Raw genomic sequence first — 24,669 nt, 5'->3', positions numbered from 1 at the left:
GCGGCAATTGCGCCGCCCGCCTGCCCCGCCGCCGCCGTCGCGCGCCTATGCGCAGAACGCCTCGATCAGCGCCGCGACCTGCTCGGGCTGGTCGTGATGCACCATGTGGCCGGCATCCTCGACGAGCTTCTCGCGCCAGTCGGGGAACGCGTTGAAACGCGCCTTGAATTCCGGCAGCGGGATGTCGCCGGCGAGGTGCGCGAGCGTCGGCGAATTGACGGCCTCGACGTGCAGCACCTTCGCGCGTACCTGCGTCCAGGTGGCCATCACCTCGTCGAGCCGGTACAGCAGCGGGCCCGGCATCTTGTGCGCGGGGTCCGCGAGCAGGTGGTAGAGGCCGTCGTCGCCGCGCTTCGACCAGTGCGCGGCGAGAAATGCGGCGCGGTGCGGGTCGAGCCGCGGATTGGTCTTGGTCAGGCGCGCCGCCACCTCGTCGAGGGACGCGTAAGGCCGCAGCGCGGGCGGCTCGCGCAGCTCGTCCAGCCAGCCGCGCAGCCGGCGCGGCGCCTGCTCGGCCCGCGCGGGCGCGAGCCCGAAACCCTCGAGGTCGACCACGCGCCGCACACGTTCCGGCCGTGCGCCCGCGTACAGGCACACGACGTTCGCGCCCATGCTGTGCCCGACCAGGTTGACTTCGCCGGTCGGCGCATAGTGGTCGACGAGCGCATCGAGGTCGCCCAGGTATTCGTGGAACCAGTAGTGGCCGCCGCCCTGTCGCGCGACCGGCCAGTCGGACAGCCCGAAGCCGCGCGCATCGGGCGCGATCACCTGCCAGTCGCCCGCGAGCGCGTCGACGACGAACTGGAACGACGCCGCGACGTCCATCCAGCCGTGCAGCATGAACAGCGTCGGCGCATCGGGCCGGCCCCAGCGCCGCACATGCAGCTTCACGCCGCGCACCGTGACGAAATCGGAAGCAGAACTCGAGGCACTCATTGCAGCCGCCCAAAAAAGAATGGTCGTTCGATTATAGCGGCGGCGCCTCCGTTCAGGCGGTCGGCAATCGAGGCACCGCTCTAGCGGTGCGGCGGCTCGAGGGTCCGCCGAAACGGCCGGGAAACGCTGTCAGCCGGGCACGCGGGCGGGCCGGCGGCGGCGGACACACAACCGAACACGATCCGGCTACCGCCCCGCGTTTCCGTCCGCTGCGTCCTGCGCGGCCAGTTCGTCGAGTTCGGCCTGCTCGAACCCGGCATCGCGACGCGCGTCGAAGTTGAACGGGCCGCGCAGCCGCGGCGCATGGTATTGCTCGGCGAGCTGACGATAGGCCGGCACCGGATCGCGGCCGGCTTCGTCGCACAGATGCCGGAACCAGCGGTTGCCGATCGCGACATGACCGACCTCGTCGCGCAGAAGCACGTCGAGGATCGCGGCCGACGCATCGTCGCCCGCCTGCACGAGCCGCGCGCGGATCGGCGGCGATGCATCGAGCCCGCGGGCCTCGAGCGTGCGCGGCACGAGCGCCATGCGCGCAAGCGCATCGCCCTTGGTCCGCTCGCACATCTCCCACAGCCCGTTGTGTGCGGGAAAATCGCCGTACGCATGCCCGAATGCCGCCAGCCGGTCGGACAGCAGCGTGAAGTGATAGGCCTCCTCGGCCGCGACCTTCAGCCAGTCCGCATAAAACGCGTCCGGCAGGCCCGCGAAGCGCCAGACCGCGTCGAGCGCCAGATTGATCGCATTGAATTCGATATGGGCGAGCGCGTGCAGCAGCACCGCGCGCCCTTCGGGCGAACGCATGCTGCGTCGCTCGAGCTGGCGCGGCTCGACGAGCGTCGGGCGTGCCGGGCGCCCGGGCAGATCGGCCGGTTCATTTAATTCGAGCGACGGCGCGATCGCGGCCTGTCCGGCCAGCAGCGCGTCGTACAGCGAACGCACCTGCGCGGCCTTGGCCGCAGGTTCGGATGCACGCAGCGCGTCGAGCGCAACGCGACGCACACAGGCCGGCGCATGACGGAAAGAAGAAGACTCCATGCTCATAAACGGGGACACCCTGCGTGCGCATCGCGGGAGCACATGCACGCGACGGTTTACAATATGCGATTGTTCCGCGGCGCAATGCGCCGGGCAAACCAGACGCGCCATTCTACCGGCGCCCATCACCGAAGAGACAAGGAGACTCCGTGACGATCTACAAGCTGGGCGATACGGCCCCGACGATCCACGAAAGCGTATTCGTCGCCGATACGGCGGCCATCATCGGCAAGGTCGTGCTCGAGGAAAACGCGAGCGTCTGGTTCGGCGCGACGATTCGCGGCGACAACGAGACGATTGCGGTGGGCGCCGGCAGCAACGTCCAGGAGGGCGCGGTACTGCACACGGACCCCGGCTTTCCGCTGACGATTGCCGAAAACGTGACGATCGGGCACCAGGCGATGCTGCACGGCTGCACGATCGGCGAAGGCTCGCTGATCGGTATTCAGGCGGTGGTCTTGAATGGAGCGGTCATCGGCCGCAACTGTCTGGTTGGTGCCGGCGCGGTCGTGACGGAAGGCAAGACGTTCCCGGACAACTCGCTGATTCTCGGCGCACCGGCGAAAGTCGTGCGCGAGTTGTCGGCAGAAGACATCGCGCGGCTGCGCGCGAACGCGAAGACGTATGTCGAGCGGCGTGCGCATTTCAAGGAGCAACTCGTGCGGATCGGGTGATTCGCGCGGATTTCAAGGAAGAAGAGTGAGCGACCAGTTACAGAAATTCATGTTCAATGCGGCGCCCGTGCGCGGCGAGATCGTCTCGCTGCGCAATACGTGGCAGGAAGTGCTCGCCCGCCGCGACTACCCTGCCCCCGTGCGCACGGTGCTCGGCGAGATGATGGCCGCGTGCGCGCTGCTGTCCGCGAACCTGAAATTTCACGGCACCCTCATCATGCAGATCTTCGGCGACGGGCCGGTCCAGATGCTGGTCGTCCAGTGCGGTTCGGATCTGTCGATGCGGGCCACCGCGAAGTTCTCCGGCGACGCGGCAGCGACGATCGGCGACGACACGAGTTTCGCGTCGCTCGTCAACGCGAGCGGCCACGGCCGCTGCGTGATCACGCTCGACCCGGCCGACAAGCTGCCGGGCCAGCAGCCGTACCAGGGTATCGTGCCACTGAACGGCGTCGACGGCCCGCTCGAATCGGTGTCGCAGGTGCTCGAGCACTACATGCATCACTCGGAGCAACTCGACACGCGGCTGTGGCTCGCGGCCGATCGCGACCGCGCGGTCGGCATGCTGCTGCAGAAGCTGCCGGGCGACGGCGGCATCGTGCCGCGCAACGCCGAAACCGATATCGACACGTGGGAGCGCGTCTGCACGCTCGGCGGCACGCTGTCCGCGCAGGAACTGCTCGAGATCGAACCGGAAGTCGTGTTCCGCCGGCTGTTCTGGCAGGAGAACGTGCAGCACTTCGAACCGGCCGGCACGCGCTTCCAGTGCTCGTGCTCGCGCGAGAAGGTCGGTGCGATGCTGCGCATGCTCGGCCACGACGAAGTCGACAGCGTGATCGTCGAGCGCGGCCACGTCGAGATCCACTGCGAGTTCTGCAACCAGCGCTACGAATTCGATCCCGTCGACGTCGCGCAGTTGTTCGCGGCACCCGGCGTCGAGACCGGCATCGCGCCGGCGACCGACCAGCGTCACTGAACGGCACGCCCGATGCCCGCCGTCCGGGCACGGGCGCATAATGACGCACGAGCGTCGCACGCACGGTTCAGGCGCCGGAGGCTCGGCCTTCGGCGCAAGCCGCTTCCCGCCGTCGGCGCGCTGCAGGAGAAACACATGAATCGCCCGTTTCGCATCATCGTCCTGACGAGCGTTGCCGCCGGCACGCTCGCGCTTGCCGGCTGCGCGATGCCGCCGCCGCCCTCCACGATCCTGAGCCGCCTGCCCGAACCGGGCGCGTCGGGCGGCCAGCCGCCCGCGCTGTCGAGCGCCGAACGCAAACGCTATGACGAGATCGACCAGCAGGTGCTGCGCGAACAGAACAGCGCGATGGCAGCCGAGGCGGCCGCGCGCGCGTGGGCCTATTACTCGCCGCCGCCCGTAACGGTTTACGGCGGGTATTACGGCGGATGGGGAAATCGCTGGGGAACGGGTATCGGCTACGGCTACCCGGGCTGGTGGTGGTAAGCGGTCGCCCGGCCGATTGATGACTGGCAGGAAATAAAAAAGCGCGGCATTTCCCGCGCTTTTTCAATGGGTCCGAGCTGCCGCGCTCAGTGATGCGCGGCCTTGCCCTTGTCGCCGCCATGATGCCGCGACGGCTTCGCCATCGACTGCGGATTCGGCACGACACGCACCGGTGCCGCCGACACGGCACCGCGCGTCGACGTGTTCGACGGCGTGTTGTTCAGCGGCACCGCCGGTGCATTCGGCGACACGAACTGCACGAATACTTCGCCGTCCTTCACCATGCCCATCTCGTAGCGCGCGCGCTCCTCGATGGCCGCGGTGCCGCTCTGCAGATCCTGCACTTCGCCTGCGGTGCGCTCGTTGCGCAGCTTCTCGTCCGCATTCTTCTGGAGCTGGTCGTCGAGCTGCTGACGCAATTCATGCACCCGCAGCCAGCCGCCGTGTCCCCACCACAGGGGGTACTGAATGAGCGCCAGCAAGGCAATCAGGACGACAGTGACAAGCCGCATGTAAGAGACGCAGATATAAGAAGCGCCGCTCCGTGCACATGCACAGAGCGGCGTCGAGATGACGAACCCGATAGTAGCGCGTTAGCGCAGGTTATAGAAAGCCGATTTACCCGGGTAGCTCGCGATGTCGCCGAGATCTTCCTCGATACGCAGCAGCTGGTTGTACTTCGAGATGCGGTCGCTGCGCGACAGCGAACCCGTCTTGATCTGACCGGCGTTCAGGCCGACCGCGATGTCCGCGATCGTCGAATCTTCCGTTTCGCCCGAGCGGTGCGAGATCACGGCCGTGTAGCCCGCGCGCTTCGCCATTTCGATCGCCGCGAACGTTTCGGTCAGCGTACCGATCTGGTTGATCTTGATGAGGATCGAGTTCGCGATGCCCTTCTCGATGCCTTCCTTCAGGATGCGCGTGTTCGTGACGAACAGGTCGTCGCCGACGAGCTGCACCTTCTTGCCGAGGCGGTCGGTCAGCAGCTTCCAGCCTTCCCAGTCGCTTTCGTGCATGCCGTCCTCGATCGACACGATCGGGAACTTGTCGGCGAGCGTCGCGAGGTAGTCGGTGAATTCGGCCGACGACAGTTGCAGGCCTTCGCCCGCGAGCTGGTACTTGCCGTCGTGGTAGAACTCGGATGCCGCGCAGTCGAGCGCGAGCAGCACGTCTTCGCCCGCACGGTAGCCGGCCTTCTCGATCGCCTGCAGGATCGTCGACAGGCACTCGTCGTTGCTGCCGAAGTTCGGCGCGAAGCCGCCTTCGTCGCCGACCGCCGTGCTCATGCCGCGATCGCTCAGGATCTTCTTCAGTGCGTGGAACACTTCCGCGCCGCAACGCAGGGCTTCACGGAACGTCGGCTGACTGACCGGGACGATCATGAATTCCTGGATGTCGAGGCTGTTGTTCGCGTGCGCGCCGCCGTTGACGATGTTCATCATCGGCACCGGCAGTTGCATCGCGCCCGAACCGCCGAAGTAGCGGTACAGCGGCAGGCCTGCCTCTTCGGCGGCAGCCTTCGCGACGGCCATCGACACGGCCAGCATCGCGTTCGCGCCGAGGCGCGACTTGTTGTCGGTGCCGTCCAGCTCGAGCAGCGTCTTGTCGAGGAACGCCTGTTCCGACGCGTCGAGGCCCATGATCGCTTCGGAGATTTCGGTGTTGATGTGCTCGACTGCCTTCAGCACGCCCTTGCCGTTGTAGCGGCCGGCTTCGCCGTCGCGCAGTTCGATCGCTTCACGCGAGCCCGTGGACGCGCCCGACGGCACCGCCGCGCGGCCCATCGTGCCTGATTCGAGCAGCACGTCGCATTCGACGGTGGGATTGCCGCGCGAATCCAGAATCTCGCGGCCGATGATATCTACGATTGCACTCATGGGTTTCCTCTGAGAATGACGATGGATTCTTCAAACTGCGACGGCGTACGTGCCGGAACCGCTTTCGCTACTGACGCGCGAAGCCGTCGCAAGGTTCATTCGATCTTTAATTGAAATCGTTTTCCAGGAACGGATTGCGCTTCACCGCCTGGTCGAGCGTGACGAGCGTCTCCAGCAGCGCGCCCATCCGGTTCAGCGGCACCGCGTTCGGGCCGTCCGACTTCGCCTCGGCCGGATTCGGGTGCGTTTCCATGAAGAGGCCGGCGACACCCGTCGCGACCGCCGCACGCGCGAGCACCGGCACGAATTCGCGCTGGCCGCCCGAGCTCGTGCCCTGCCCGCCCGGCAGCTGCACCGAGTGGGTCGCATCGAACACGACCGGCGCGTTCGTTTCGCGCATGATCGCGAGCGAACGCATGTCCGACACGAGATTGTTGTAGCCGAACGAGACGCCGCGCTCGCACGCCATGAAGCGGTCTTCCGACAGCCCCGCTTCACGTGCCGCGTCGCGCGCCTTGTCGATCACGTTCTTCATGTCGTGCGGCGCGAGGAACTGGCCCTTCTTGATGTTGACGGGCTTGCCCGAGCGCGCGCACGCATGGATGAAATCGGTCTGGCGGCACAGGAACGCAGGCGTCTGCAGCACGTCGACGACCGACGCGACCTGCTCGATCTCTTCGATCGAATGCACGTCGGTCAGCACCGGCAGGCCGAGCTGGCGCTTCACCTCGGACAGGATCCGCAGGCCCTCGTCCATTCCGAGGCCGCGAAACGACTTGCCCGAGCTGCGGTTCGCCTTGTCGTACGACGACTTGTAGATGAACGGCACGTTCAGCTTCTCGCAGATCTCCTTCAGGCGGCCCGCCGTGTCGATCGTCATTTGCTCCGATTCGACGACGCAGGTACCCGCGATCAGGAAGAAAGGCTTGTCGAGACCGACCTCGAAATCGCACAGCTTCATGCTTTCACTCCGCGCGCTTGCTTGTTGGCGAGCGCGGCTTCGACGAACGACTTGAAGAGGGGATGACCGTCACGCGGCGTGGACGTGAATTCCGGGTGGAACTGGACGCCGACGAACCACGGGTGCATCGAGCGCGGCAGCTCCATCATTTCCGGCAGATCCTCGCTCGGGGTACGGGCGCTGATGATAAGGCCGCCGGCTTCGAGCTGGGGCACGAAGCGGTTATTGACTTCATAACGGTGGCGATGGCGTTCGTTCACGTCCTTGCCGTAGATTTCTTCCGCCAGCGTGCCCGGCTTGACCGGGCAACGCTGCGAGCCGAGGCGCATCGTGCCGCCGAGATCGGATTCCTCGGTGCGCGTCTCGACCTTCCCTTCGCGGTCGTACCATTCGGTGATCAGCGCGACCACGCGTTCCGGCGTCTCGGGATCGAATTCCGTGCTGTTCGCCTGCTTCATGCCGACGACGTCGCGCGCGAACTCGATCACCGCAAGCTGCATGCCGAGGCAGATGCCGAGATACGGCACCTGCGCTTCGCGCGCATGGCGGATCGCCGCGATCTTGCCTTCCGTGCCGCGACGGCCGAACCCACCCGGCACCAGCACGGCGTCGAGGTGCTTCAGGCTGTCGACACCATTCGCCTCGATCTCTTCCGAGTCGATGTACTCGATGTTGACCTTGGTCGACGTGTGCAGCGATGCGTGGCGCAGCGCCTCGATCAGCGACTTGTACGACTCGGTCAGGTCGACATACTTGCCGACCATGCCGATCGTCACTTCGTGCTTCGGGTTCTCGAGCTTCTCGACGAGTTCCGACCACATGCGCAGGTCGGCATCCTTCGGCGACAGCTTCAGTTCCTCGCAGATGATGCGGTCGAGGCCCTGGTCGTGCAGCATCTGCGGAATCTTGTAGATGCTGTCGGCGTCCCACACCGAGATCACGGCGTCTTCCGGCACGTTCGAGAACATCGAGATCTTCTTCGATTCGTCGTCGGGGATGCGGCGATCCGCGCGGCACAGCAGCACGTGCGGCAGGATGCCGATCTCGCGCAGCTTCTGCACGCTGTGCTGGGTCGGTTTCGTCTTCAGTTCGCCGGCCGTCGCGATGTACGGCACCAGCGTCAGGTGCACGAAGCACGCGCTGTTGCGGCCGAGGCGCAGGCTCATCTGGCGCGCGGCCTCGAGGAACGGCAGCGACTCGATGTCGCCGACCGTGCCGCCGATCTCGACGATCGCGACATCCGGCTCGCCGCAGGTGGCCGATGCGGCCCCGCGCTCGATGAACGCCTGGATCTCGTTCGTGATGTGCGGAATGACCTGCACGGTCTTGCCGAGATAGTCGCCGCGGCGTTCCTTGCGGATCACCGATTCGTAGATCTGGCCGGTCGTGAAGTTGTTGGCCTTGCGCATCTTCGTGCTGATGAAGCGCTCATAGTGGCCGAGGTCGAGGTCGGTCTCCGCTCCGTCTTCCGTCACGAACACTTCGCCGTGCTGGAACGGGCTCATCGTGCCGGGGTCGACGTTGATGTAGGGATCGAGCTTGAGGAGGGTGACTTTCAGACCGCGCGATTCGAGGATCGCGGCGAGGGAAGCGGCGGCAATACCCTTGCCAAGGGAAGAAACTACGCCGCCGGTGACGAAAACATATTTGGTCATCGCTGGATGCTCGCGGGAAAAACGGATTATACCGTAAAGCCCGCCCTTTTCTCAGCAACTGACGCGATGATCGCGCCCTTTCGGGCGGACCCGCGCCGGCCGTGCGCGCCCGGGGGCGCACCGGTCGACTGGTCGGCGCGACCGCACGCGCCGCAGCGCATGCCGGGCCGCCGGACGGCGCGTCAGGCGCGCTTCGCGAGCGGCGCGCCGCCCTGCGACACCCCGCCCTCTTCCGCCTTCAGCGAATTCAGCATCCGCTGCAATGCGCGGGCGGTCTCGAGCGGCCGCTCCATCGGGAACAGGTGGCTGCCCTCGAGCCACTCGACGCGGCCGTGCGCCGCACGGCGCGTCGCGTCGAGACCGACCTGCCGTACCTCGCGCGAACGCGTACCGGCGAGAAAACCGAGCGGCACCGGCGCGCCGTGCGCGAGCCGCGGGCCGAGCGTGTGCGGCAGCGTCCGGTAGATCAGGTATTCGACCTGCCGATCGAACGCGAGCGCGCGCTCGCCGTCGGCACCGGCCTGCGGAATGCCGTAGTCGATGTAGTCGGCCAGCATCCGTTCGTCCCAGCGCGCGAACGCGGGCTTCTCGCGGAAGTGTCGCCAGACTTCGTCTCGGCTCAGCCAGTGCGTGCGCCGGTTGCGCGTCGCGGCAGCCGGCGACAGCCGCTCGTCGAGCCCCGCCCACTGGCTCGCGCGCAACGCGCCGGCACGCCAGCCCGCGATGATCGGCGAATCGATCATCACGACGCCGCGCACCCATTGCGGCTTCTTCAGCGCAGCCATCAGCGACAGGTAGCCGCCGAGCGAATGGCCGACGAGCCACACGGGACGCTCGTAGCGGCTGCCGATGTCGTCGAGCAGCTGCTCGACGAGATGCGGCCAGTCGCGCGTCACCGGGTAGCGACGGTCGTGGCCGATCCGTTCGATGTAGCGCAGCTCGTAGTCGTCGGCCAGTTCGGCGAAGATCGTCCGGTATGTCGACGCCGGAAAGCCGTTCGCATGCGAGAAATGGAGGATGTCCTTCAAACGCCGATGTCTCCTTGTTCTATCGGGCCGGTGCTCCGGCACTTTGCGCGGGCCCCATGCATTCTTTATAAACCGGCCCTCGCCCCGGTCAACGGTCCATCCAGTACCGTCGCCGTACGTCGCGATACCGCTCGAATGCAAACCCTCCGTCGGCCGGCGCGACGTCGAACCGCACGGCGCCGTCGCGATCGGTGCGCGGCAGCGGAATCCTGCGCGCCTCGTAGCGCGCGAGGACGGTCCGGTGCGGATGTCCGAAACGATTGCGATAGCCTACAGGAAATACCGCGACGCGCGGCCCGACCGAATCGAGGAAAGGCTCGACCGACGACGTGCGACTGCCGTGGTGCGGAACGACCAGGATCTGTGCGGCCAGCGCGTCGCGCGCGGTGTCCACGAGCTGGCGTTCGGCGCGTGCTTCGATGTCGCCCGTCAGCAGCGCGGACGTGCCGCCCGCGTCGATGCGCAGCACGCACGACTGCCCGTTCGATGCGCCCGCGCCCGGGCCGCCCGATGGCCAGAGCATCGTGAAAACGACGCCGTCCCAGGTCCAGCGCTGCCCGGCCGCGCACGGCAGCCGATCGGCGACGCCGGCGGCCGTCGCGTCGTGCCACAGCGGGCTCTTCGGCGGAATGCCGGCCAGCAGCTGGCGCACGTCGGCTGCCGCATAGACGGCCGGTGCGCCGCCCGCGTGATCGGCGTCCGCGTGACTGAGCACCAGCGAATCGATCACCGCGATGCCGCGCGAGCGCAACGCCGGCGCGACGATCCGCGCACCGGCATGCGTCGACTCCGCTCCCGGCCCCGCATCGAACAGCAAGGTTCGGCGCGCGGTCTCCACCAGCACCGACGCGCCCTGCCCGACGTCGAGCACGGTCAGCCGGAAGCCGCCCGGCGGCGGTGTATCGGCTGCCGGCGCGACGAGCGGCAGCCACGTGAGCGGCGCCGCCCAGCGCAACGGCCAGCCGCGCGGCATCAGCGCCCATGCGACGCCCACGCACGCAAGCGCCAGCACCGGCCAGTCGGGCATGCGCAGCCAGAACACGCCTGCCGGCCAGTCGGCGAGGTGCCCGAGCAGCGCCATCATCGGTTCGAGCGCCGCGTGCGCGAGCCGGAACGCAACCCCATCGAGCGGTGCGGGCAGCGCGATGCCGGCCAGCACGATCGGCGTCACGACCGTGCTCACCCAGGGAATCGCGAACGCATTGCCGAACGGGCCCGACAGGGAAATCTGCGCGAACCACGCTGCCGTCAGCGGCGCGAGACCGATCGTCACCGCGTACTGCACGCGCGTGGCCTCGGCGATACGGCGCGCGGCGCGCGTGCCCCACGCGTGCAACCGGCTCGACGGCTCGGGCGTATCGTCCCGCTCTACGCCCGCCGCGTCGACCTCACGCGCCGCGCGCCAGCCCGCGACGGTCAGCAGGATGACGGCGACCGCCCCGAACGACAGCCAGAACCCGGCCGACAGCACCGCCCACGGATCGGCGAGCAGCACGCCGCCGAGCGCCGCGCACAGCACCGCCGACGTCGGCACGCTGCGCCCGGCCAGATACGCGATGCCGCCGGCCGCGATCATCCACCACGCGCGCTGCGCCGGCACGTTGAAGCCTGCCAGCGCCGCATAGCCGGCCGCGGCCGCCAGCGCGGCAAGCGATGCCGCGTACGGTGCCGGCAACACGAGCGTCGCGGCCCGCGCGCGCCAGCGCAGCCGGCGCCAGACCATCGATACGAGCCCGCCCGCAATCGCGCCAACCAGCCCGACGTGCAGGCCGGAGATCGCGACCAGGTGGCTCGTACCCGTGTTGCGCAGCACGTGCCAATTGTCGTCGCCGATGCCGGACTGGTCGCCGATCGCGAGCGCCGCGACGATGCCGCGATGGCCGGCGCCGACCCCGAGCGTCTCGCCGATGCGCGCCCGCAGCGCATCGCGCAGCCGATCGATCGATGCACGCCAACCCGATACGTGCGCATCGAGCAATACCGACCGCCGCGGCGCGCTGACGTAGCCGATCGCGCGAATGCCTGCGGCAAGCCACGCCGCCTCGCTGTCGCGCACGCCGGCATTGGCCTCGGCGTGCGGGCGCTTCAGGCGCGCGACAAAGCGCCAGCGCTGCGCGGCACGCAGGTCGGGAAGCGGGTCGCGGGTCGCGGGCGCGCCATACGCGCGCCACGACAGCCGGATCAATGGCGGAAAACGGGCCAGCCCCGCATCGTTCGACTCGACCGCGAGCAGCAGCCGCGCGCCCGTCTCGTCGACGACAGGCAGCCCCCGGATCACGCCGGTGACGACGATATCGCGCCCCTCCCACTCGACGGGCAAGCTGTCGCGCAGCCGCCATTCGGCCCGCGCCGCCGCATAGCCGAACCCCGCCGCGCAGGCCGCGAGCGCGCACAGCATCCATCCGAGCGCGACGATCGTGCGCGGGCGCCGGCGGCGCATGCACCACACACCCAGCGCCGCACAGCCCGAGAACACGACCGCACCGATCGTCCATGCGATCGCGCCCGGCAACGCCGCCTGCCGCTGCAGCACGACGACGCCGAGCGCGAACGCGATCCACCACACGCGCATCCCGCCTCCTCGTCGACCTGGCGCCGCCGTGGCAAACACGGCGCCTTCCGGTAACGATTATGCGGACGAAAGTGCGAGTCGCGGCAGCGCGGCGAGCGCGTTAGCCGAAGTGCATAGGGACAGCACGCCGGCGTCGAGACCGCGCAGTTCGGCGAGCACGTCGCCGATGCGCGGCACCTGGTCGGGCGTGTTGCGGGATCTGTACGCCCATTCGGGCGCGATGTCGGGCGCGTCCGTCTCGACGACGATCGCGTCGAGCGGCAATTCCGTGGCGAGCCGGCGGATCTGCAACGCGCGCGTGAACGTCACGTTGCCGCCGAAGCCGAGATGCAGCCCCTGCGCGAGATACGCTTCGGCCTGCTGGAAACTGCCGTTGAATGCATGCGCGATGCCGCGCCGCACGTTGAAACGGCGCAGCCCCGCGAGCACGCGGTCCTGCGACTTGCGCACGTGGCACAGCACGGGCAGGTCGAATTCGCGCGCCAGCTTGAGCTGCCCCTGGTAGAAGAACTGCTGCCGGTCTTCGTCGAGCCCCGGCACGAAATAGTCGAGGCCGATCTCGCCGATCGCGACGAAGCGCGGATCGTCGAGGCTCGCCTCGATCTCCATGCGCAGCCGGTCGAGATCCTCGTCGCGCGCGTGCGGCGTATACATCGGATGGATGCCGAGCGCATAGACCGCGCCCGGCGTGCGCTGCGCGAGTTCGCGCACCGTCGTGAAGTTGTCGCGCCCGATGCTCGGGATCACGATGCGCGACACGCCGGCCGCGCGCGCCGCCCGTGCAACCGCATCGCGGTCGGCGTCGAATTCGGCGGCATCGAGATGACAGTGCGTATCGATCCACATGGCGGCATTCCTGCACCCTTGCGCCGTGCCGGGACGAACCCGGCACCTCGCGAAGGGCGTGCGTTCACACCGGCAGCGCCGGCTCCTCGTGCAGCACGCCGTCGCGCAGCCGCATGATGCGGTCGCAGCGCGCGGCGAGATCGGGATCGTGCGTGACGATCACGAAGCTTGTTTCGAGCGTCTCGGACAGTTCGAGCATCAGGTTGAACACCGTATCGGCCGTCGTGCCGTCGAGGTTGCCGGTCGGCTCGTCGGCGAGCACGCACGCAGGCTTCGTGACCAGTGCGCGCGCGATCGCGACACGCTGCCGCTCGCCGCCCGACAGCTCGCCCGGCCGGTGCTTCGCGCGCGGGCCGAGACCGACGCGTTCGAGCATCGCCTGGGCCTGCGCGCGCGCGTCCTCGGTCGTCATCCGGCGGATGCGCAGCGGCATCGCGACGTTGTCGAGCGCGGTGAACTCGGGCAGCAGGTGATGAAACTGGTAGACGAAGCCGAGCGCGCGGTTGCGCAATTCGTTGCGCTCGCGTTCGGCGAGTTGCGTAAACGGCTTGCCGAGCAGCGACACCTCGCCGGCGCTCGGCTCGTCGAGCCCGCCCAGCACGTGCAGCAGCGTGCTCTTGCCGGAACCCGACGCGCCGACGACCGCGAGCTTCTCGCCGCGCCGCACCGTCAGCTCGGTATTGTTGAGCACCTGCACGTTGAAGCCGCCCTGCACGAACGCCTTCGTGATCCCGCGCGCCTGAAGCACGTATTCCTGCATACCTGCCGAATCCTGTCTGTTGTGTTGTTCTGAATCCGCAAATGCGGTCGCGCGGTCATTCATAGCGGAGCGCCTCCGCCGGCTTCACCTTCGCACCGCGCCAGCTCGGATAGAGCGTCGCGACGGCCGACAGCGCAAACGCGATCAGCCCGATCCGGATCACGTCGCCCGCGACGAGCTCGGACGGCAGCTCGCTGATGAAGTACACGGACGGCGGCAGGAACTGCACGCCGAACAGGTGCTCGATCATCGGGATCAGCCACGGAATGCTCCAGGCGATCAGGCAGCCGAGCGCGACGCCCGACGCCGTGCCGACGAAACCGATCGTCACGCCCTGCACGACGAAGATCTTCATGATCGACCCCGGCTGCGCGCCGAGCGTGCGCAGGATCGCGATGTCGGCCTGCTTGTTGGTCACCGTCATCACGAGCGACGACACAAGGTTGAACGCGGCCACCGCGATGATCAGCGTCAGGATGATGAACATCATCCGCTTCTCGATCTGCACGGCCGAGAACCACGTCTTGTTCTGCTGGGTCCAGTCGCGGATGTACAGGCTGCCCGACAGCGTATGCGACAGCTCGACCGCGACCTGCGGCGCCTTCTGCATGTCCTGCAGCCGCAGCCGCACGCCGGTCGGCGCGGCCATCCGGAACAGCGCCTCGGCGTCGCGGATGTTGATCATCGCGAGCGTGCTGTCGTATTCGTAGTGGCCCGACTCGAACACGCCTACGACCGTGAACTGCTTCAGGCGCGGCATCATGCCGGCCGGCGTGATCGAGCCTTCGGGCGCGACGAGCGTGACCTTGTCGCCGACCGTCACGCCGAGGTTGCCGGCGAGCGCGTCACCGAGCACGATGCCGAACTGGCCCGGCACGAGCGCGCCGAGCTGCCCGGCCTTCATGTCCTTGCCGATGTCCGACACCTGCGGCTCGAGCGTCGGCTCGACGCCGCGCAGCATCACGCCGCTCACCGCGTCCTGGCGCGTGAGCAGCGCCTGCGCGTCGACGTACGGCGCCGCGCCGATCACCGACGGATTGCGGCGCGCTTCCTGCGCGGTCAGTTGCCAGTCGGGCATCGAGCCCGTCGGCGAGAACACCTCGACGTGCGCGAGCACCGACAGCATGCGGTCGCGCACTTCCTTCTGGAAGCCGTTCATCACCGACAGCACGACGATCAGCGCCGCGACGCCAAGCGCGATCCCGAGCATCGACACGAGGGCGATGAAGGAAATGAAGCCGTTGCCGGTCGTGCGTTTGCCGGCGCGCGTATAGCGCCAGCCGATCTGCCATTCGTACGGAAGTTTCAAGCGAATCCTTTCTGCTGGTTACGGCGGGGAGGCGCCCCGCGGCCGGACCGCCGCCCGGCGGCGGCCACCGGCCCGGGCACGGTCGAAAAACGGCCGCCGGACGCGAACGGGCCGTCTGCCGGCCCGATCACGCGCGCAGTTTGCCATACAATGCGCACCATCATGCACGACCGACGCCTCCATTTTCTCGTTCCGTTCGCGCTGCCGTCGGCGGCCGATGCGGCCTCGTCCCTGCACACGCTGGACAGCCCCGCGCTCGAAAAGTTGCTCGCCCGCGCGAGCCTCGTCGAGCGCGTGGCCGGCGAAGACTTCCAGCGCACGCTGCCGCACGAGCGCTGGCTGGCCCGCCAGTTCGGCGCGACCCGGGGCAACGCCGCGGACGAGGCGCCGCTCGCGCCCTACATGTTGCTGGCGGACGGCGGCGAACCCGGCGCGCAAGCCTGGGCATGCGTCGAACCCGTGCACGTCGAAATCGCGCACGATCACCTGGTGCTCGTCGACCCGGCGGCCCTCGCGCTCGACGACGGCGACGCCGCAGCGCTGCTCGCGGTCGCGCGGCCGCTGATCGAGGAACTCGGCGTACGGCTCGAAGCGCCGAACCCGGCGCGCTGGTACCTGTCGAGCGAACAGCTCGCGCGGCTCGCCGGCGCCGCGCCGCTGCGCGCAAGCGGCCGCAACATCGAGATCTGGCTGCCGCACGAGGCGCACACGGGCGAACGCTCGCGGATGTGGATGAAACTGCAGAACGAAGTGCAGATGGCGTGGTTCGAGCATCCGGTCAACGAAGCCCGCGAGGCGCGTGGCCTGCCGACCGTCAATTCGATCTGGTTCCATGCGCAGGGCACGCTGAAGCCGGTCGGCAAGCCGTTCGCGCGCGTGCTGTCCGCGTCGCCCGCCGCGCTCGGCCTCGCGCGCGCCGCGCAAGCCGAAGCCGGCACCCCGCCCGCCACGTTCGGCGCGCTGTCCGCTACCGACGGCGCGACGCTCGTCGAACTGCCGGTGCTGACCACCCCATTCATCGAACAGGACTGGGCACGCTGGCACGACGGGCTCGCCGCACTCGAGCGCGACTGGTTCGCGCCGGCCCTCGCCGCGCTGCAGAACGGCGCGCTCGCGCGCGTCGACTTCACGCTGTGCGGCGATACGAGCTCCGTGACGCTGCACGCGACGCGCGGCGACCTGCGCAAGTTCTGGCGCCGCCGTGCGCTCGCCTCCCTGTTCGAATAACCAGCAGACCCCGAATGACCCGGATCGTTACCCGCCCCGTCGCGCCCGCCGACGCCGAAGTGCTCGCGCGCCACGGCCTGCACCCCGTCATCGCGCGCCTGTACGCGTCGCGCGGCGTGCAGTCGCCGACCGACATCGAGACCGCGCTTGCGCGCCTCGTCCCGCCCACCGAGCTGAAAGGCTGCGCCGACGCGGCGTCGCTGCTTGCCGACGCGATCGCCGACAAGCGACGCCTGCTCGTCGTCGCCGACTACGACTGCGACGGCGCGACCGCATGCGCGGTCGCAGTGCGCGGCCTGCGGATGTTCGGCGCGCAGATCGACTACCTGGTGCCGAACCGCTTCGAATACGGCTACGGCCTCACGCCCGAGATCGTCGAGCTCGCGGCCGCGCGCAAGCCCGACCTGCTGATCACCGTCGACAACGGGATCGCGAGCGTCGCGGGCGTCGAAGCCGCAAACGCGCGCGGCATCGACGTGCTCGTGACCGACCACCATCTGCCCGGCGACGCGCTGCCCGCCGCCCGTGCGATCGTCAACCCGAACCAGCCCGGCTGCGCGTTCCCGAGCAAGCACCTCGCCGGCGTCGGCGTGATGTTCTACGTGCTGCTCGCGCTGCGCGCCGAACTGCGCCGCCGCGGCGCATTCGCGAGCAAGGAAGCCGAGCCGCGCCTCGACGGCCTGCTCGACCTCGTCGCGCTCGGCACCGTCGCCGACGTCGTGCGGCTCGACGGCAACAACCGCGTGCTCGTCGCACAGGGGCTGCAGCGCATCCGCAACGGCCGCATGCAGCCGGGCATCGCCGCGCTGTTCCGCGCCGCTGCCCGCGAAGCGCGCGCGGCGTCGGGTTTCGACCTCGGCTTCGGCCTCGGCCCGCGGCTCAACGCCGCCGGGCGGCTGTCCGACATGTCGCTCGGCATCGAGTGCCTGATCACCGATGACATCGGCCGCGCGTGGGATCTCGCGCAGCAGCTCGACGTGATGAACCGCGAGCGCCGCGAGATCGAGGCCGGCATGCAGCAGCAGGCGCTCGCCGATCTCGCCGACATCGATCCGGCCGACGCGTGCACGATCACGCTGTTCAACCCCGAGTGGCACCAGGGCGTGATCGGCATCGTCGCCGGGCGGCTCAAGGAAAAATTCCACCGCCCGTCGTTCACGTTCGCGCACGCCGACGACGAAGGCAAGCGGGTCAAGGGGTCGGGCCGGTCGATCGCCGGCTTCCACCTGCGCGACGCGCTCGACCTCGTGTCGAAACGCGAACCGGACCTGATCGTCGCGTTCGGCGGCCACGCGATGGCGGCCGGCCTCACGCTCGACACCGAGAACGTGCCGCGCTTCGCGGCCGCGTTCGAGGCCGTCGCGCGCGAATGGCTGTCCGACGACGCGCTCGCCCGCGTGATCGAGACCGACGGCGAACTCGAGGACGCGTACTTCACGCCGCAGTTCGTCGGGCTGCTCGACGAGGCCGTCTGGGGGCAAGGGTTTCCGGCCCCGCTTTTCTCGGGCGAATTCGACGTCGTATCGCAGTCGCTCGTGAAGGAAAAGCACCTGAAGCTGCAGCTGGCGCGCGGCCGCCAGCGCTTCAACGCGATCTGGTTCAACCATACCGAGCCGCTGCCGGCGAGCGCGCTGATCGCGTACCGCCTCGTCGCCGACACGTGGAACGGCGTCACGCGCGTCCAGTTGATCGTCGAACACGCGGCCGGCTGAGCGCGGGCGGCCCGGCTCGCGGTGCACGCCGATGCATGCACGCCGCACCGGACGGGGTCGCGGCGCGCGTGCGAGCACCATTCGCGTCACCGGGCAACCCTGCCGATCGGCTATAATTCCGCTTTTTTACGAAGCAAGAATAGCGAACGATCATGGAAGCGGAACGTCTCAACGCGATCGAAAGCTCCCTGCTCGACCTGCGCAACCGCGCGGGCGAGCTTCGGGGGTATCTTTGACTACGACGCCAAAGCTGCGCGTCTGATCGAAGTCAACAAGGAACTCGAAGACCCGAACGTCTGGAACGATTCGAAGAACGCCCAGGCGCTCGGTCGCGAGAAGAAGCTGCTCGAAGGCGTCGTCACGACGCTGACGGCGCTCGATGGCGACCTGCGCGACGCGCTCGACCTGTTCGAGCTGGCCCGCGAGGAAGGTGACGAGGACACGCTCGTCGCGTCGGAAGACGACGCAGCGAAGCTCGAGGCGCGCGTCGGCGACATCGAGTTCCGCCGGATGTTCTCGAACCCGGCCGACCCGAACAACTGCTTCATCGACATCCAGGCCGGCGCCGGCGGCACCGAGGCGTGCGACTGGGCGTCGATGCTGCTGCGCCAGTACCTGCGCTACTGCGAACGCAAGGGCTTCAAGGCCGAGGTGCTCGAAGAATCCGACGGCGACGTCGCCGGCATCAAGAACGCGACGGTCAAGGTCTCGGGCGAATACGCATACGGCTTCCTGCGCACCGAAACGGGCATCCACCGTCTCGTGCGCAAGTCGCCGTTCGATTCGTCGGGAGGCCGCCACACGTCGTTCTCGTCGGTGTTCGTCTATCCGGAAATCGACGACTCGATCGAAGTCGAGATCAACCCGGCCGACCTGCGCATCGACACGTACCGCGCATCGGGCGCCGGTGGTCAGCACATCAACAAGACCGACTCCGCGGTGCGGATCACGCACATGCCGACCGGTATCGTCGTGCAGTGCCAGAACGACCGCTCGCAGCACCGCAACCGCGCGGAAGCGATGGCGATGCTGAAGTCGCGCCTGTACGAAGTCGAGATGCGCAAGCGCCAGGCCGAACAGGACAAGCTCGAATCGAGCAAGACCGACGTGGGCTGGGGCCACCAGATCCGCTCGTACGTGCTCGACCAGAGCCGCGTGAAGGACCTGCGCACGAACGTCGAAATGAGCAACACGCGCGCGGTGCTCGACGGCGATCTCGACGACTTCATCAGCGCGAGCCTCAAACAGGGCGTGTAAGCGCCGCGGCGCGGCCAGGCCGCGCCGCCCTTCCCGTTTGCGTTGCCGCACCCACTCCGAATTCCGACCAACATGACCGAACCGACCCAAACGCAGCCCGCCGTCGCAGCGGACGAAAACCAGATCATCTCCGAGCGCCGCGAGAAGCTGCGCGCCTTGCGCGAGCAAGGCGTCGCCTACCCGAACGATTTCCGGCCGACGCATCACGCAGCCGATCTGCAGGTGAAATTCGCCGACTCGGACAAGGCCGCGCTCGAAGCGAACCCGGTCGAGGTGTCGGTCGCCGGCCGCATGATGCTCAAGCGCGTGATGGGCAAGGCGAGCTTCGCGACGGTGCAGGACGGGTCGGGCCAGATCCAGTTCTTCGTGACGCCGAACGACGTCGGCGCGGAAACCTACGACGCATTCAAGAAGTGGGATCTCGGCGACATCGTCGCCGCGCGCGGCGTGCTGTTCCGCACCAACAAGGGCGAGCTGTCGGTCCAGTGCAAGGAACTGCGCCTGCTGTCGAAGGCGCTGCGGCCGCTGCCGGACAAGTTCCACGGCCTCGCCGACCAGGAAATGCGCTATCGCCAGCGCTACGTCGACCTGATCGTCACGCCGGAAACGCGCGACACGTTCCGCGCGCGGACCAAGACGATCGCGTCGATCCGCAAGTTCATGGATTCGGCCGACTTCATGGAAGTCGAGACGCCGATGCTGCACCCGATCCCGGGCGGCGCGGCCGCGAAGCCGTTCGTCACGCATCACAATGCGCTCGACATGCAGATGTTCCTGCGCATCGCGCCGGAGCTGTACCTGAAGCGCCTGATCGTCGGCGGCTTTGAGCGCGTGTTCGAAATCAACCGCAACTTCCGGAATGAAGGCGTGTCGCCGCGTCACAACCCGGAATTCACGATGATGGAGTTCTACGCCGCGTACACCGACTACCGCTGGCTGATGGACTTCACCGAGCAACTGATCCGCCAGGCGGCGATCGATGCGCTCGGCACCGCGACGATCCAGTATCAAGGCCGCGAGCTCGACCTCGCGAAGCCGTTCCATCGCCTGACGATCACGCAGGCGATCCAGAAGTACGCGCCGGATTACACCGCCGGCCAACTGTCGGACGATGCGTTCCTGCGCACCGAACTGAAGCGCTTCGGCGTCGACGTCACGCAGCCGGCGTTCCTGAACGCAGGCACCGGCGCGCTGCAGCTCGCGCTGTTCGAGGAAACGGCCGAAGCGCACCTCTGGGAACCGACGTTCATCATCGACTACCCGGTCGAGGTGTCGCCGCTCGCACGCGCATCGGATACGGTGCCGGGCATCACCGAGCGTTTCGAGCTGTTCATGACCGGCCGCGAGATCGCGAACGGCTTCTCGGAGCTGAACGATCCGGAAGATCAGGCCGCGCGCTTCAAGAAGCAGGTCGAGCAGAAGGATGCAGGCGACGAGGAAGCGATGTTCTTCGACGCCGATTACATCCGCGCGCTCGAATACGGGATGCCCCCGACCGGCGGCTGCGGGATCGGCATCGACCGTCTCGTGATGCTGCTGACCGACAGCCCGACGATCCGCGACGTGCTGCTGTTCCCCCATCTGCGCCGCGAAGACTGACGGCCGCGCCCGCGTGTGCGCCGCGCCCTGCGGCGCGCACGCGTCGGCTTTGTAACGACGCGTAAATCCCGTCAGCCGGCGTCCGCCGGCCATCGATCCTCCCCCGTTTTACTCCCTCGTCGCGACGGCTTTCCCCCGGTTTTCCCGGGAAAAATCGCCGGCACCTCGCTGCAATTCGTTACACCTTGATACGGCGCGCGCCTCGCCGGTGGACGACACTCCGTTTGCGTCACCACGCATGACCACGGGACCAGAACAAGGCGCCGGAACGCCGAGTCTGCTCGATCCCGAAGCGTGGGATCCGGCCCGGCACCAACGTGCCGATCCGGATCGACATCGGAGAAAAAAATGGACAACCAGAATCAGACCACGCCGCAAAAGCAACGCCTCCACCCGCTCATCGCCACTGCAGCCGGCGCCGTCATCGTCGCCAGCCTCGCGGCGACGGCAGCGATCACGGGCGTGTTCCCGAAGGCCAGCAGCAGCAACGAACAGAACGGCCAGACCCAGGCCGCGCTGATCGCGTCGCAGCCGGCCGTCGATACGGCCGCAGCCGCCAGCGCCGCGCTGGCCGCGCAAGCGCAGCAGCAGGCAGCCGAACAGGCCGCCGCCCAGCAGAAGGCGATCGCGCAGGCCGAACCGAAGCCCGCGCCGCGCCCGGCGACGACGCACCGCCGTCACACGGCGGCACCGCAGCCGCCGCAATATGCGCAGCAGCCGTCGGCACCTGCCCAGACCTACTGCCAGAGCTGCGGCACGGTCGTCGCGATCACGCAGACGCGCACGCCGGGCCAGAGCTCGGGGATCGGCGCCGTTGGCGGTGCAGCGGCCGGCGGCCTGCTCGGCAACCAGTTCGGCCACGGTAACGGCCGCACCGCGATGACGATCATCGGCGCGCTGGGCGGCGGTCTCGCCGGCAACCAGGTCGAGAAGCAGGTGCGCGCGGAAACCGACTATCAGGTGCAAGTGCAAATGGAAAGCGGCGCGACGCGCACGTTCACATACCACAACGCGCCGCCGTTCGGCCAGGGCCAGCGCGTGCGGGTCGAGAACGGCACGCTGGTCGGCGCGTAAGCGTCCCCTGCCCGCGTGTCGTGCGCGGGTAAGCGACCTGACAACAAAAACGGCTCGTGAGCGATATGCTCACGAGCCGTTTTCTCATTCGGGCCGTATGCGCCATTGCGGCGCACGCCGTGCTCAGTCCTCGTCGTCGAAATCCGATTCGTCGATCCAGTGCGCCTGGATCGCTTCGAGGATCTTCTCGCCGGAATGCTTCGGATCGTCGTCGAAACCGTCGAGCTCGAGCACCCACTGGCGCAGGTCGACGAAGTTGATCCGCTGCGGGTCGATGTCCGGGTACTTGTCCGCCAGCGCAATGGCAATTTCGCGCGATTCGGTCCATTTCATCGCCTGCCTCCGGTTTGTCAGTGGTTTTCCTTCGCGTGGTTGATCGAGTACTTCGGAATCTCGACCACCAGGTCGGAATCCTCGTTCACGATCGCCTGGCACGACAGGCGCGACGTCGGCTCGAGGCCCCACGCCTTGTCCAGCAGATCGTCCTCGTCCTCCTCGGACGGCGTCAGATCGTTGAAGCCTTCGCGGATCACCACGTGGCACGTCGTGCACGCGCACGACTTCTCGCATGCATGCTCGATCTCGATCCCGTGGTCGAGCAGGTTGTCGCAGATACTCTTGCCGGGCGTCGCGTCGATCACTGCGCCATCCGGGCACAGTTCGACGTGCGGCAGCACCACCAGTTGAGGCATGTCCGTTCCGTCAGTCAGGGTGCGGCGACTGGCGCCGCACGGTTCATTATCGCGCGGGCCGTCACCGGCCGATGCGCAGTTCGTGGATTCAGATCTCGTCGAGCCGTCGGCCCGACAGCGCGCGCTTGATGCTCTTGTCCATCCGGCGCGCCGCGAATTCGTCGGTGCCGTCGGCCAGCATCTTGGTCGCGGCTTCGATCGCATTCGTATCGTCGCCTTGCGCGACCGCGCGCAGCGCCGCGGCGAGCGCATCGACCTGCGTGCGTTCGTCCGCATCGAGCAGTTCGCTGTCGGCCGCCAGCGCGGCCTGCGTCGCCTCGAGCATCCGCTGGGCCTCGACCTGCGCTTCGCGCAGCGCGCGCGCGCGCATGTCGATTTCGGCGGTCTTGAAGCTGTCCTCGAGCATCTTCGCGATATCGTCGTCGGCGAGGCCGTACGACGGCTTCACGACGACCGACGCCTCGACGCCCGACAGTTGTTCGCGTGCGAACACCGACAGCAGGCCGTCCGCGTCGACCTGATAGGTCACGCGAATGCGCGCGGCGCCGGCCGTCATCGGCGGAATGCCGCGCAGCTCGAAGCGCGCGAGCGACCGGCAGTCGGCGACGAGCTCGCGCTCGCCCTGCACGACGTGGATCGCCATCGCGGTCTGGCCGTCCTTGAAGGTCGTGAATTCCTGCGCGCGTGCGATCGGAATCGTCGAGTTGCGCGGAATGATCTTCTCGACCAGGCCACCCATCGTCTCGACGCCGAGCGACAGCGGAATCACGTCGAGCAGCAGCCAGTCGTCGCCGGTGCCGCGGTTGCCCGCGAGCAGGTCGGCCTGGATCGCCGCGCCGAGTGCGACGACCTGATCCGGATCGAGATTCACGAGCGGCGGCTGGCCGAAATACTTCGCGACCGCGTCGCGGATCACCGGCATGCGCGTCGCGCCGCCGACGAGCACGACGCCCTTGATGTCGGCCGGCGTGACCTGCGCGTCGCGCAGCGCCTTGCGGGTCGGTGCGAGCGTACGCTGCACGAGCGGCTCGACGAGCGATGCGAACGTGTCGTGCGAAATCGTCTGCGCGAGGTGCGCGCCGCCCGACAGCGTCACGTCGAGCAACGCCTGCGGCGCGGACGACAACGCTTCCTTCAGTTCGCGCACACGGTCGAGCAGCAGGCGCACGTCCTCGGGCGCGAGCGTCTTCGCGTCGATGCCGGCCTGCGCGAGCACGTGACCGAACAGCGCGTGGTCGAAGTCGTCGCCGCCGAGCGCGGAATCGCCGCCCGCGGCCAGCACTTCGAACACGCCCTTCGTCAGTTTCAGGATCGACAGGTCGAACGTGCCGCCGCCGAGGTCGTACACCGCGTAGAGGCCTTCGGCCGCATTGTCGAGGCCGTAGGCAATCGCCGCGGCGGTCGGTTCGTTCAGCAGGCGCAGCACGTTGAGGCCCGCGAGGCGCGCGGCATCCTTGGTCGCCTGGCGCTGCGCTTCGTCGAAATACGCGGGCACCGTGATCACGGCGCCGACCAGATCGTCGCCGAGCGAATCCTCGGCGCGATAGCGCAGCGTCGCGAGAATCTCGGCCGACACTTCGACCGGGCTCTTCACGCCGTCGACGGTACGGATCTGTACCATGCCCGGCGCATCGACGAATTCGTACGGCGCGTTCGCCGCGCCTTCGACCTCGGACTTGCCGCGACCCATGAAGCGCTTGACCGACACGATCGTGTTGCGCGGATCGGTCGCGGCCTGTTCCTTCGCTTCGTGGCCGATGCGGCGGCCGCCCTTCTCGAGATAACGGACCACCGACGGCAGCAGCACGCGGCCCGCTTCGTCCGGCAGTACTTCAGGCACGCTGTTGCGCACGGCCGCGACCAGCGAGTTCGTCGTGCCGAGATCGATCCCGACGGCGAGTCGCCGCTGGTGCGGCGCCGGCGCCATGCCCGGTTCGGAAATTTGCAGTAAAGCCATCTTGGTTCGTTCGGGCGCTCGGCCCGTTTGCTG

At 67.9% G+C, this 24,669-nt stretch carries 22 protein-coding genes; 8 read left to right on the top strand and 14 right to left on the bottom strand.

Going from position 1 to position 24,669, the window contains the following annotated elements; translation table 11 throughout:
• Nucleotides 1–45: 45 nt before the first annotated feature.
• The gene (locus JYG32_RS02020) at nucleotides 46–936 is read right to left on the bottom strand and encodes an alpha/beta fold hydrolase (protein ID WP_213264489.1); all 891 of its coding nucleotides are present in this window, start codon (nucleotides 934–936) and stop codon (nucleotides 46–48) included.
• Between the two features lie 186 nt (nucleotides 937–1,122).
• The gene (locus tag JYG32_RS02015) at nucleotides 1,123–1,980 is read right to left on the bottom strand and encodes a ferritin-like domain-containing protein (protein WP_213264488.1); all 858 of its coding nucleotides are present in this window, start codon (nucleotides 1,978–1,980) and stop codon (nucleotides 1,123–1,125) included.
• A 143-nt stretch (nucleotides 1,981–2,123) separates the two neighbouring features.
• On the opposite strand from JYG32_RS02015, the gene JYG32_RS02010 reads away from it, so the two are divergent.
• From JYG32_RS02010 to JYG32_RS02000, 3 genes are all read left to right on the top strand, one after another.
• Nucleotides 2,124–2,648 (top strand): gamma carbonic anhydrase family protein, encoded by a 525-nt coding sequence (locus tag JYG32_RS02010; protein WP_034183575.1) that lies wholly within the window; start codon nucleotides 2,124–2,126, stop codon nucleotides 2,646–2,648.
• 25 nt (nucleotides 2,649–2,673) lie between these two features.
• Nucleotides 2,674–3,624 carry an Hsp33 family molecular chaperone HslO gene (gene hslO, locus JYG32_RS02005; RefSeq protein ID WP_213264487.1) on the top strand — a complete coding sequence of 317 codons (951 nt, stop codon included), beginning with the start codon at nucleotides 2,674–2,676 and terminating at the stop codon, nucleotides 3,622–3,624.
• Between the two features lie 135 nt (nucleotides 3,625–3,759).
• Nucleotides 3,760–4,110, top strand: a complete 351-nt coding sequence (locus JYG32_RS02000; protein WP_174383862.1) for a hypothetical protein — start codon at nucleotides 3,760–3,762, stop codon at nucleotides 4,108–4,110.
• 86 nt (nucleotides 4,111–4,196) lie between these two features.
• Here JYG32_RS02000 and ftsB read toward each other — a convergent pair whose 3' ends face one another.
• From ftsB to JYG32_RS01955, 9 genes are all read right to left on the bottom strand, one after another.
• Complete coding sequence (gene ftsB, locus JYG32_RS01995; RefSeq protein ID WP_174383861.1) at nucleotides 4,197–4,622, bottom strand: cell division protein FtsB; 426 nt, start codon at nucleotides 4,620–4,622, stop codon at nucleotides 4,197–4,199.
• Between the two features lie 81 nt (nucleotides 4,623–4,703).
• Nucleotides 4,704–5,987 carry a phosphopyruvate hydratase gene (gene eno, locus JYG32_RS01990; RefSeq protein WP_011352544.1) on the bottom strand — a complete coding sequence of 428 codons (1,284 nt, stop codon included), beginning with the start codon at nucleotides 5,985–5,987 and terminating at the stop codon, nucleotides 4,704–4,706.
• 106 nt (nucleotides 5,988–6,093) lie between these two features.
• Nucleotides 6,094–6,948 carry a 3-deoxy-8-phosphooctulonate synthase gene (gene kdsA, locus JYG32_RS01985; protein WP_174383860.1) on the bottom strand — a complete coding sequence of 285 codons (855 nt, stop codon included), beginning with the start codon at nucleotides 6,946–6,948 and terminating at the stop codon, nucleotides 6,094–6,096.
• Nucleotides 6,945–8,603 (bottom strand): CTP synthase, encoded by a 1,659-nt coding sequence (locus JYG32_RS01980; protein WP_174383859.1) that lies wholly within the window; start codon nucleotides 8,601–8,603, stop codon nucleotides 6,945–6,947. Before JYG32_RS01980 ends, kdsA begins: the two co-directional genes overlap by 4 nt.
• Before the next feature lie 182 nt (nucleotides 8,604–8,785).
• A complete protein-coding gene (locus JYG32_RS01975; protein ID WP_213264486.1) occupies nucleotides 8,786–9,631 on the bottom strand; it encodes an alpha/beta fold hydrolase in 846 nt (281 codons plus the stop codon).
• Nucleotides 9,632–9,719: 88 nt separating this feature from the next.
• Nucleotides 9,720–12,203, bottom strand: a complete 2,484-nt coding sequence (locus tag JYG32_RS01970) for a DNA internalization-related competence protein ComEC/Rec2 (RefSeq protein ID WP_213264485.1) — start codon at nucleotides 12,201–12,203, stop codon at nucleotides 9,720–9,722.
• Nucleotides 12,204–12,260: 57 nt separating this feature from the next.
• Nucleotides 12,261–13,049 (bottom strand): TatD family hydrolase, encoded by a 789-nt coding sequence (locus JYG32_RS01965; protein ID WP_213264484.1) that lies wholly within the window; start codon nucleotides 13,047–13,049, stop codon nucleotides 12,261–12,263.
• Between the two features lie 64 nt (nucleotides 13,050–13,113).
• Nucleotides 13,114–13,872, bottom strand: a complete 759-nt coding sequence (gene lolD, locus JYG32_RS01960; RefSeq protein WP_371287048.1) for a lipoprotein-releasing ABC transporter ATP-binding protein LolD — start codon at nucleotides 13,870–13,872, stop codon at nucleotides 13,114–13,116.
• The gene (locus JYG32_RS01955) at nucleotides 13,865–15,118 is read right to left on the bottom strand and encodes a lipoprotein-releasing ABC transporter permease subunit (RefSeq protein WP_174384444.1); all 1,254 of its coding nucleotides are present in this window, start codon (nucleotides 15,116–15,118) and stop codon (nucleotides 13,865–13,867) included. Before JYG32_RS01955 ends, lolD begins: the two co-directional genes overlap by 8 nt.
• A 150-nt stretch (nucleotides 15,119–15,268) precedes the next feature.
• Between JYG32_RS01955 and JYG32_RS01950 the strand changes: the two genes are divergently transcribed.
• The 5 genes from JYG32_RS01950 (at nucleotide 15,269) to JYG32_RS01930 (ending at nucleotide 21,987) form a co-directional block, all read left to right on the top strand.
• Nucleotides 15,269–16,345: a regulator gene (locus JYG32_RS01950; protein ID WP_213264483.1), complete on the top strand. Its 1,077-nt coding sequence runs from the start codon at nucleotides 15,269–15,271 to the stop codon at nucleotides 16,343–16,345.
• Nucleotides 16,346–16,359: 14 nt separating this feature from the next.
• Nucleotides 16,360–18,057 (top strand): single-stranded-DNA-specific exonuclease RecJ, encoded by a 1,698-nt coding sequence (recJ, locus tag JYG32_RS01945; protein WP_213264482.1) that lies wholly within the window; start codon nucleotides 16,360–16,362, stop codon nucleotides 18,055–18,057.
• A gap of 152 nt (nucleotides 18,058–18,209) precedes the next feature.
• Nucleotides 18,210–19,314, top strand: a protein-coding gene (prfB, locus tag JYG32_RS01940) for a peptide chain release factor 2 (protein ID WP_174383417.1) whose coding sequence is annotated in 2 segments (ribosomal slippage) — nucleotides 18,210–18,290 and nucleotides 18,292–19,314 — 1,104 coding nt in all. Because the reading frame shifts where the segments join, the coding sequence is not laid out codon by codon here.
• A 72-nt stretch (nucleotides 19,315–19,386) separates the two neighbouring features.
• Nucleotides 19,387–20,913: a lysine--tRNA ligase gene (lysS, locus tag JYG32_RS01935; RefSeq protein ID WP_174383418.1), complete on the top strand. Its 1,527-nt coding sequence runs from the start codon at nucleotides 19,387–19,389 to the stop codon at nucleotides 20,911–20,913.
• A 348-nt stretch (nucleotides 20,914–21,261) separates the two neighbouring features.
• On the top strand, nucleotides 21,262–21,987 hold the full coding sequence (locus JYG32_RS01930) for a glycine zipper 2TM domain-containing protein (protein WP_213264481.1): 726 nt from the start codon (nucleotides 21,262–21,264) through the stop codon (nucleotides 21,985–21,987).
• 123 nt (nucleotides 21,988–22,110) lie between these two features.
• Here the strand turns inward: JYG32_RS01930 and iscX are convergent, their stop codons facing one another.
• The 3 genes from iscX to hscA form a co-directional block, all read right to left on the bottom strand.
• Nucleotides 22,111–22,320: a Fe-S cluster assembly protein IscX gene (gene iscX, locus JYG32_RS01925; protein WP_175961247.1), complete on the bottom strand. Its 210-nt coding sequence runs from the start codon at nucleotides 22,318–22,320 to the stop codon at nucleotides 22,111–22,113.
• 17 nt (nucleotides 22,321–22,337) lie between these two features.
• Nucleotides 22,338–22,679 (bottom strand): ISC system 2Fe-2S type ferredoxin, encoded by a 342-nt coding sequence (gene fdx / locus JYG32_RS01920; protein WP_047898490.1) that lies wholly within the window; start codon nucleotides 22,677–22,679, stop codon nucleotides 22,338–22,340.
• A gap of 88 nt (nucleotides 22,680–22,767) precedes the next feature.
• On the bottom strand, nucleotides 22,768–24,636 hold the full coding sequence (hscA, locus tag JYG32_RS01915; RefSeq protein ID WP_213264480.1) for a Fe-S protein assembly chaperone HscA: 1,869 nt from the start codon (nucleotides 24,634–24,636) through the stop codon (nucleotides 22,768–22,770).
• Nucleotides 24,637–24,669: the final 33 nt, after the last annotated feature.

This window comes from Burkholderia pyrrocinia, assembly GCF_018417535.1.
Classification (GTDB): Bacteria; Pseudomonadota; Gammaproteobacteria; order Burkholderiales; family Burkholderiaceae; genus Burkholderia; species Burkholderia pyrrocinia_E.
The sequence above is the reverse complement of the archived record's forward strand: the minus strand, read 5'-3'. Positions and strand labels throughout refer to the sequence as shown.

Excerpts from the sequence above, each read along its gene's own strand:
- JYG32_RS02020 (WP_213264489.1), bottom strand. The coding sequence starts at position 936 with ATGAGTGCCTCGAGTTCTGCTTCCGATTTCGTCACGGTGCGCGGCGTG.
- JYG32_RS02015 (WP_213264488.1), bottom strand. The coding sequence starts at position 1,980 with ATGAGCATGGAGTCTTCTTCTTTCCGTCATGCGCCGGCCTGTGTGCGT.
- JYG32_RS02000 (WP_174383862.1), top strand. The coding sequence starts at position 3,760 with ATGAATCGCCCGTTTCGCATCATCGTCCTGACGAGCGTTGCCGCCGGC.
- ftsB (WP_174383861.1), bottom strand. The coding sequence starts at position 4,622 with ATGCGGCTTGTCACTGTCGTCCTGATTGCCTTGCTGGCGCTCATTCAG.
- eno (WP_011352544.1), bottom strand. The coding sequence starts at position 5,987 with ATGAGTGCAATCGTAGATATCATCGGCCGCGAGATTCTGGATTCGCGC.
- kdsA (WP_174383860.1), bottom strand. The coding sequence starts at position 6,948 with ATGAAGCTGTGCGATTTCGAGGTCGGTCTCGACAAGCCTTTCTTCCTG.
- JYG32_RS01980 (WP_174383859.1), bottom strand. The coding sequence starts at position 8,603 with ATGACCAAATATGTTTTCGTCACCGGCGGCGTAGTTTCTTCCCTTGGC.
- JYG32_RS01970 (WP_213264485.1), bottom strand. The coding sequence starts at position 12,203 with ATGCGCGTGTGGTGGATCGCGTTCGCGCTCGGCGTCGTCGTGCTGCAG.
- JYG32_RS01965 (WP_213264484.1), bottom strand. The coding sequence starts at position 13,049 with ATGTGGATCGATACGCACTGTCATCTCGATGCCGCCGAATTCGACGCC.
- lolD (WP_371287048.1), bottom strand. The coding sequence starts at position 13,872 with ATGAATGACCGCGCGACCGCATTTGCGGATTCAGAACAACACAACAGA.
- JYG32_RS01950 (WP_213264483.1), top strand. The coding sequence starts at position 15,269 with ATGCGCACCATCATGCACGACCGACGCCTCCATTTTCTCGTTCCGTTC.
- recJ (WP_213264482.1), top strand. The coding sequence starts at position 16,360 with ATGACCCGGATCGTTACCCGCCCCGTCGCGCCCGCCGACGCCGAAGTG.
- lysS (WP_174383418.1), top strand. The coding sequence starts at position 19,387 with ATGACCGAACCGACCCAAACGCAGCCCGCCGTCGCAGCGGACGAAAAC.
- JYG32_RS01930 (WP_213264481.1), top strand. The coding sequence starts at position 21,262 with ATGGACAACCAGAATCAGACCACGCCGCAAAAGCAACGCCTCCACCCG.
- iscX (WP_175961247.1), bottom strand. The coding sequence starts at position 22,320 with ATGAAATGGACCGAATCGCGCGAAATTGCCATTGCGCTGGCGGACAAG.
- fdx (WP_047898490.1), bottom strand. The coding sequence starts at position 22,679 with ATGCCTCAACTGGTGGTGCTGCCGCACGTCGAACTGTGCCCGGATGGC.
- hscA (WP_213264480.1), bottom strand. The coding sequence starts at position 24,636 with ATGGCTTTACTGCAAATTTCCGAACCGGGCATGGCGCCGGCGCCGCAC.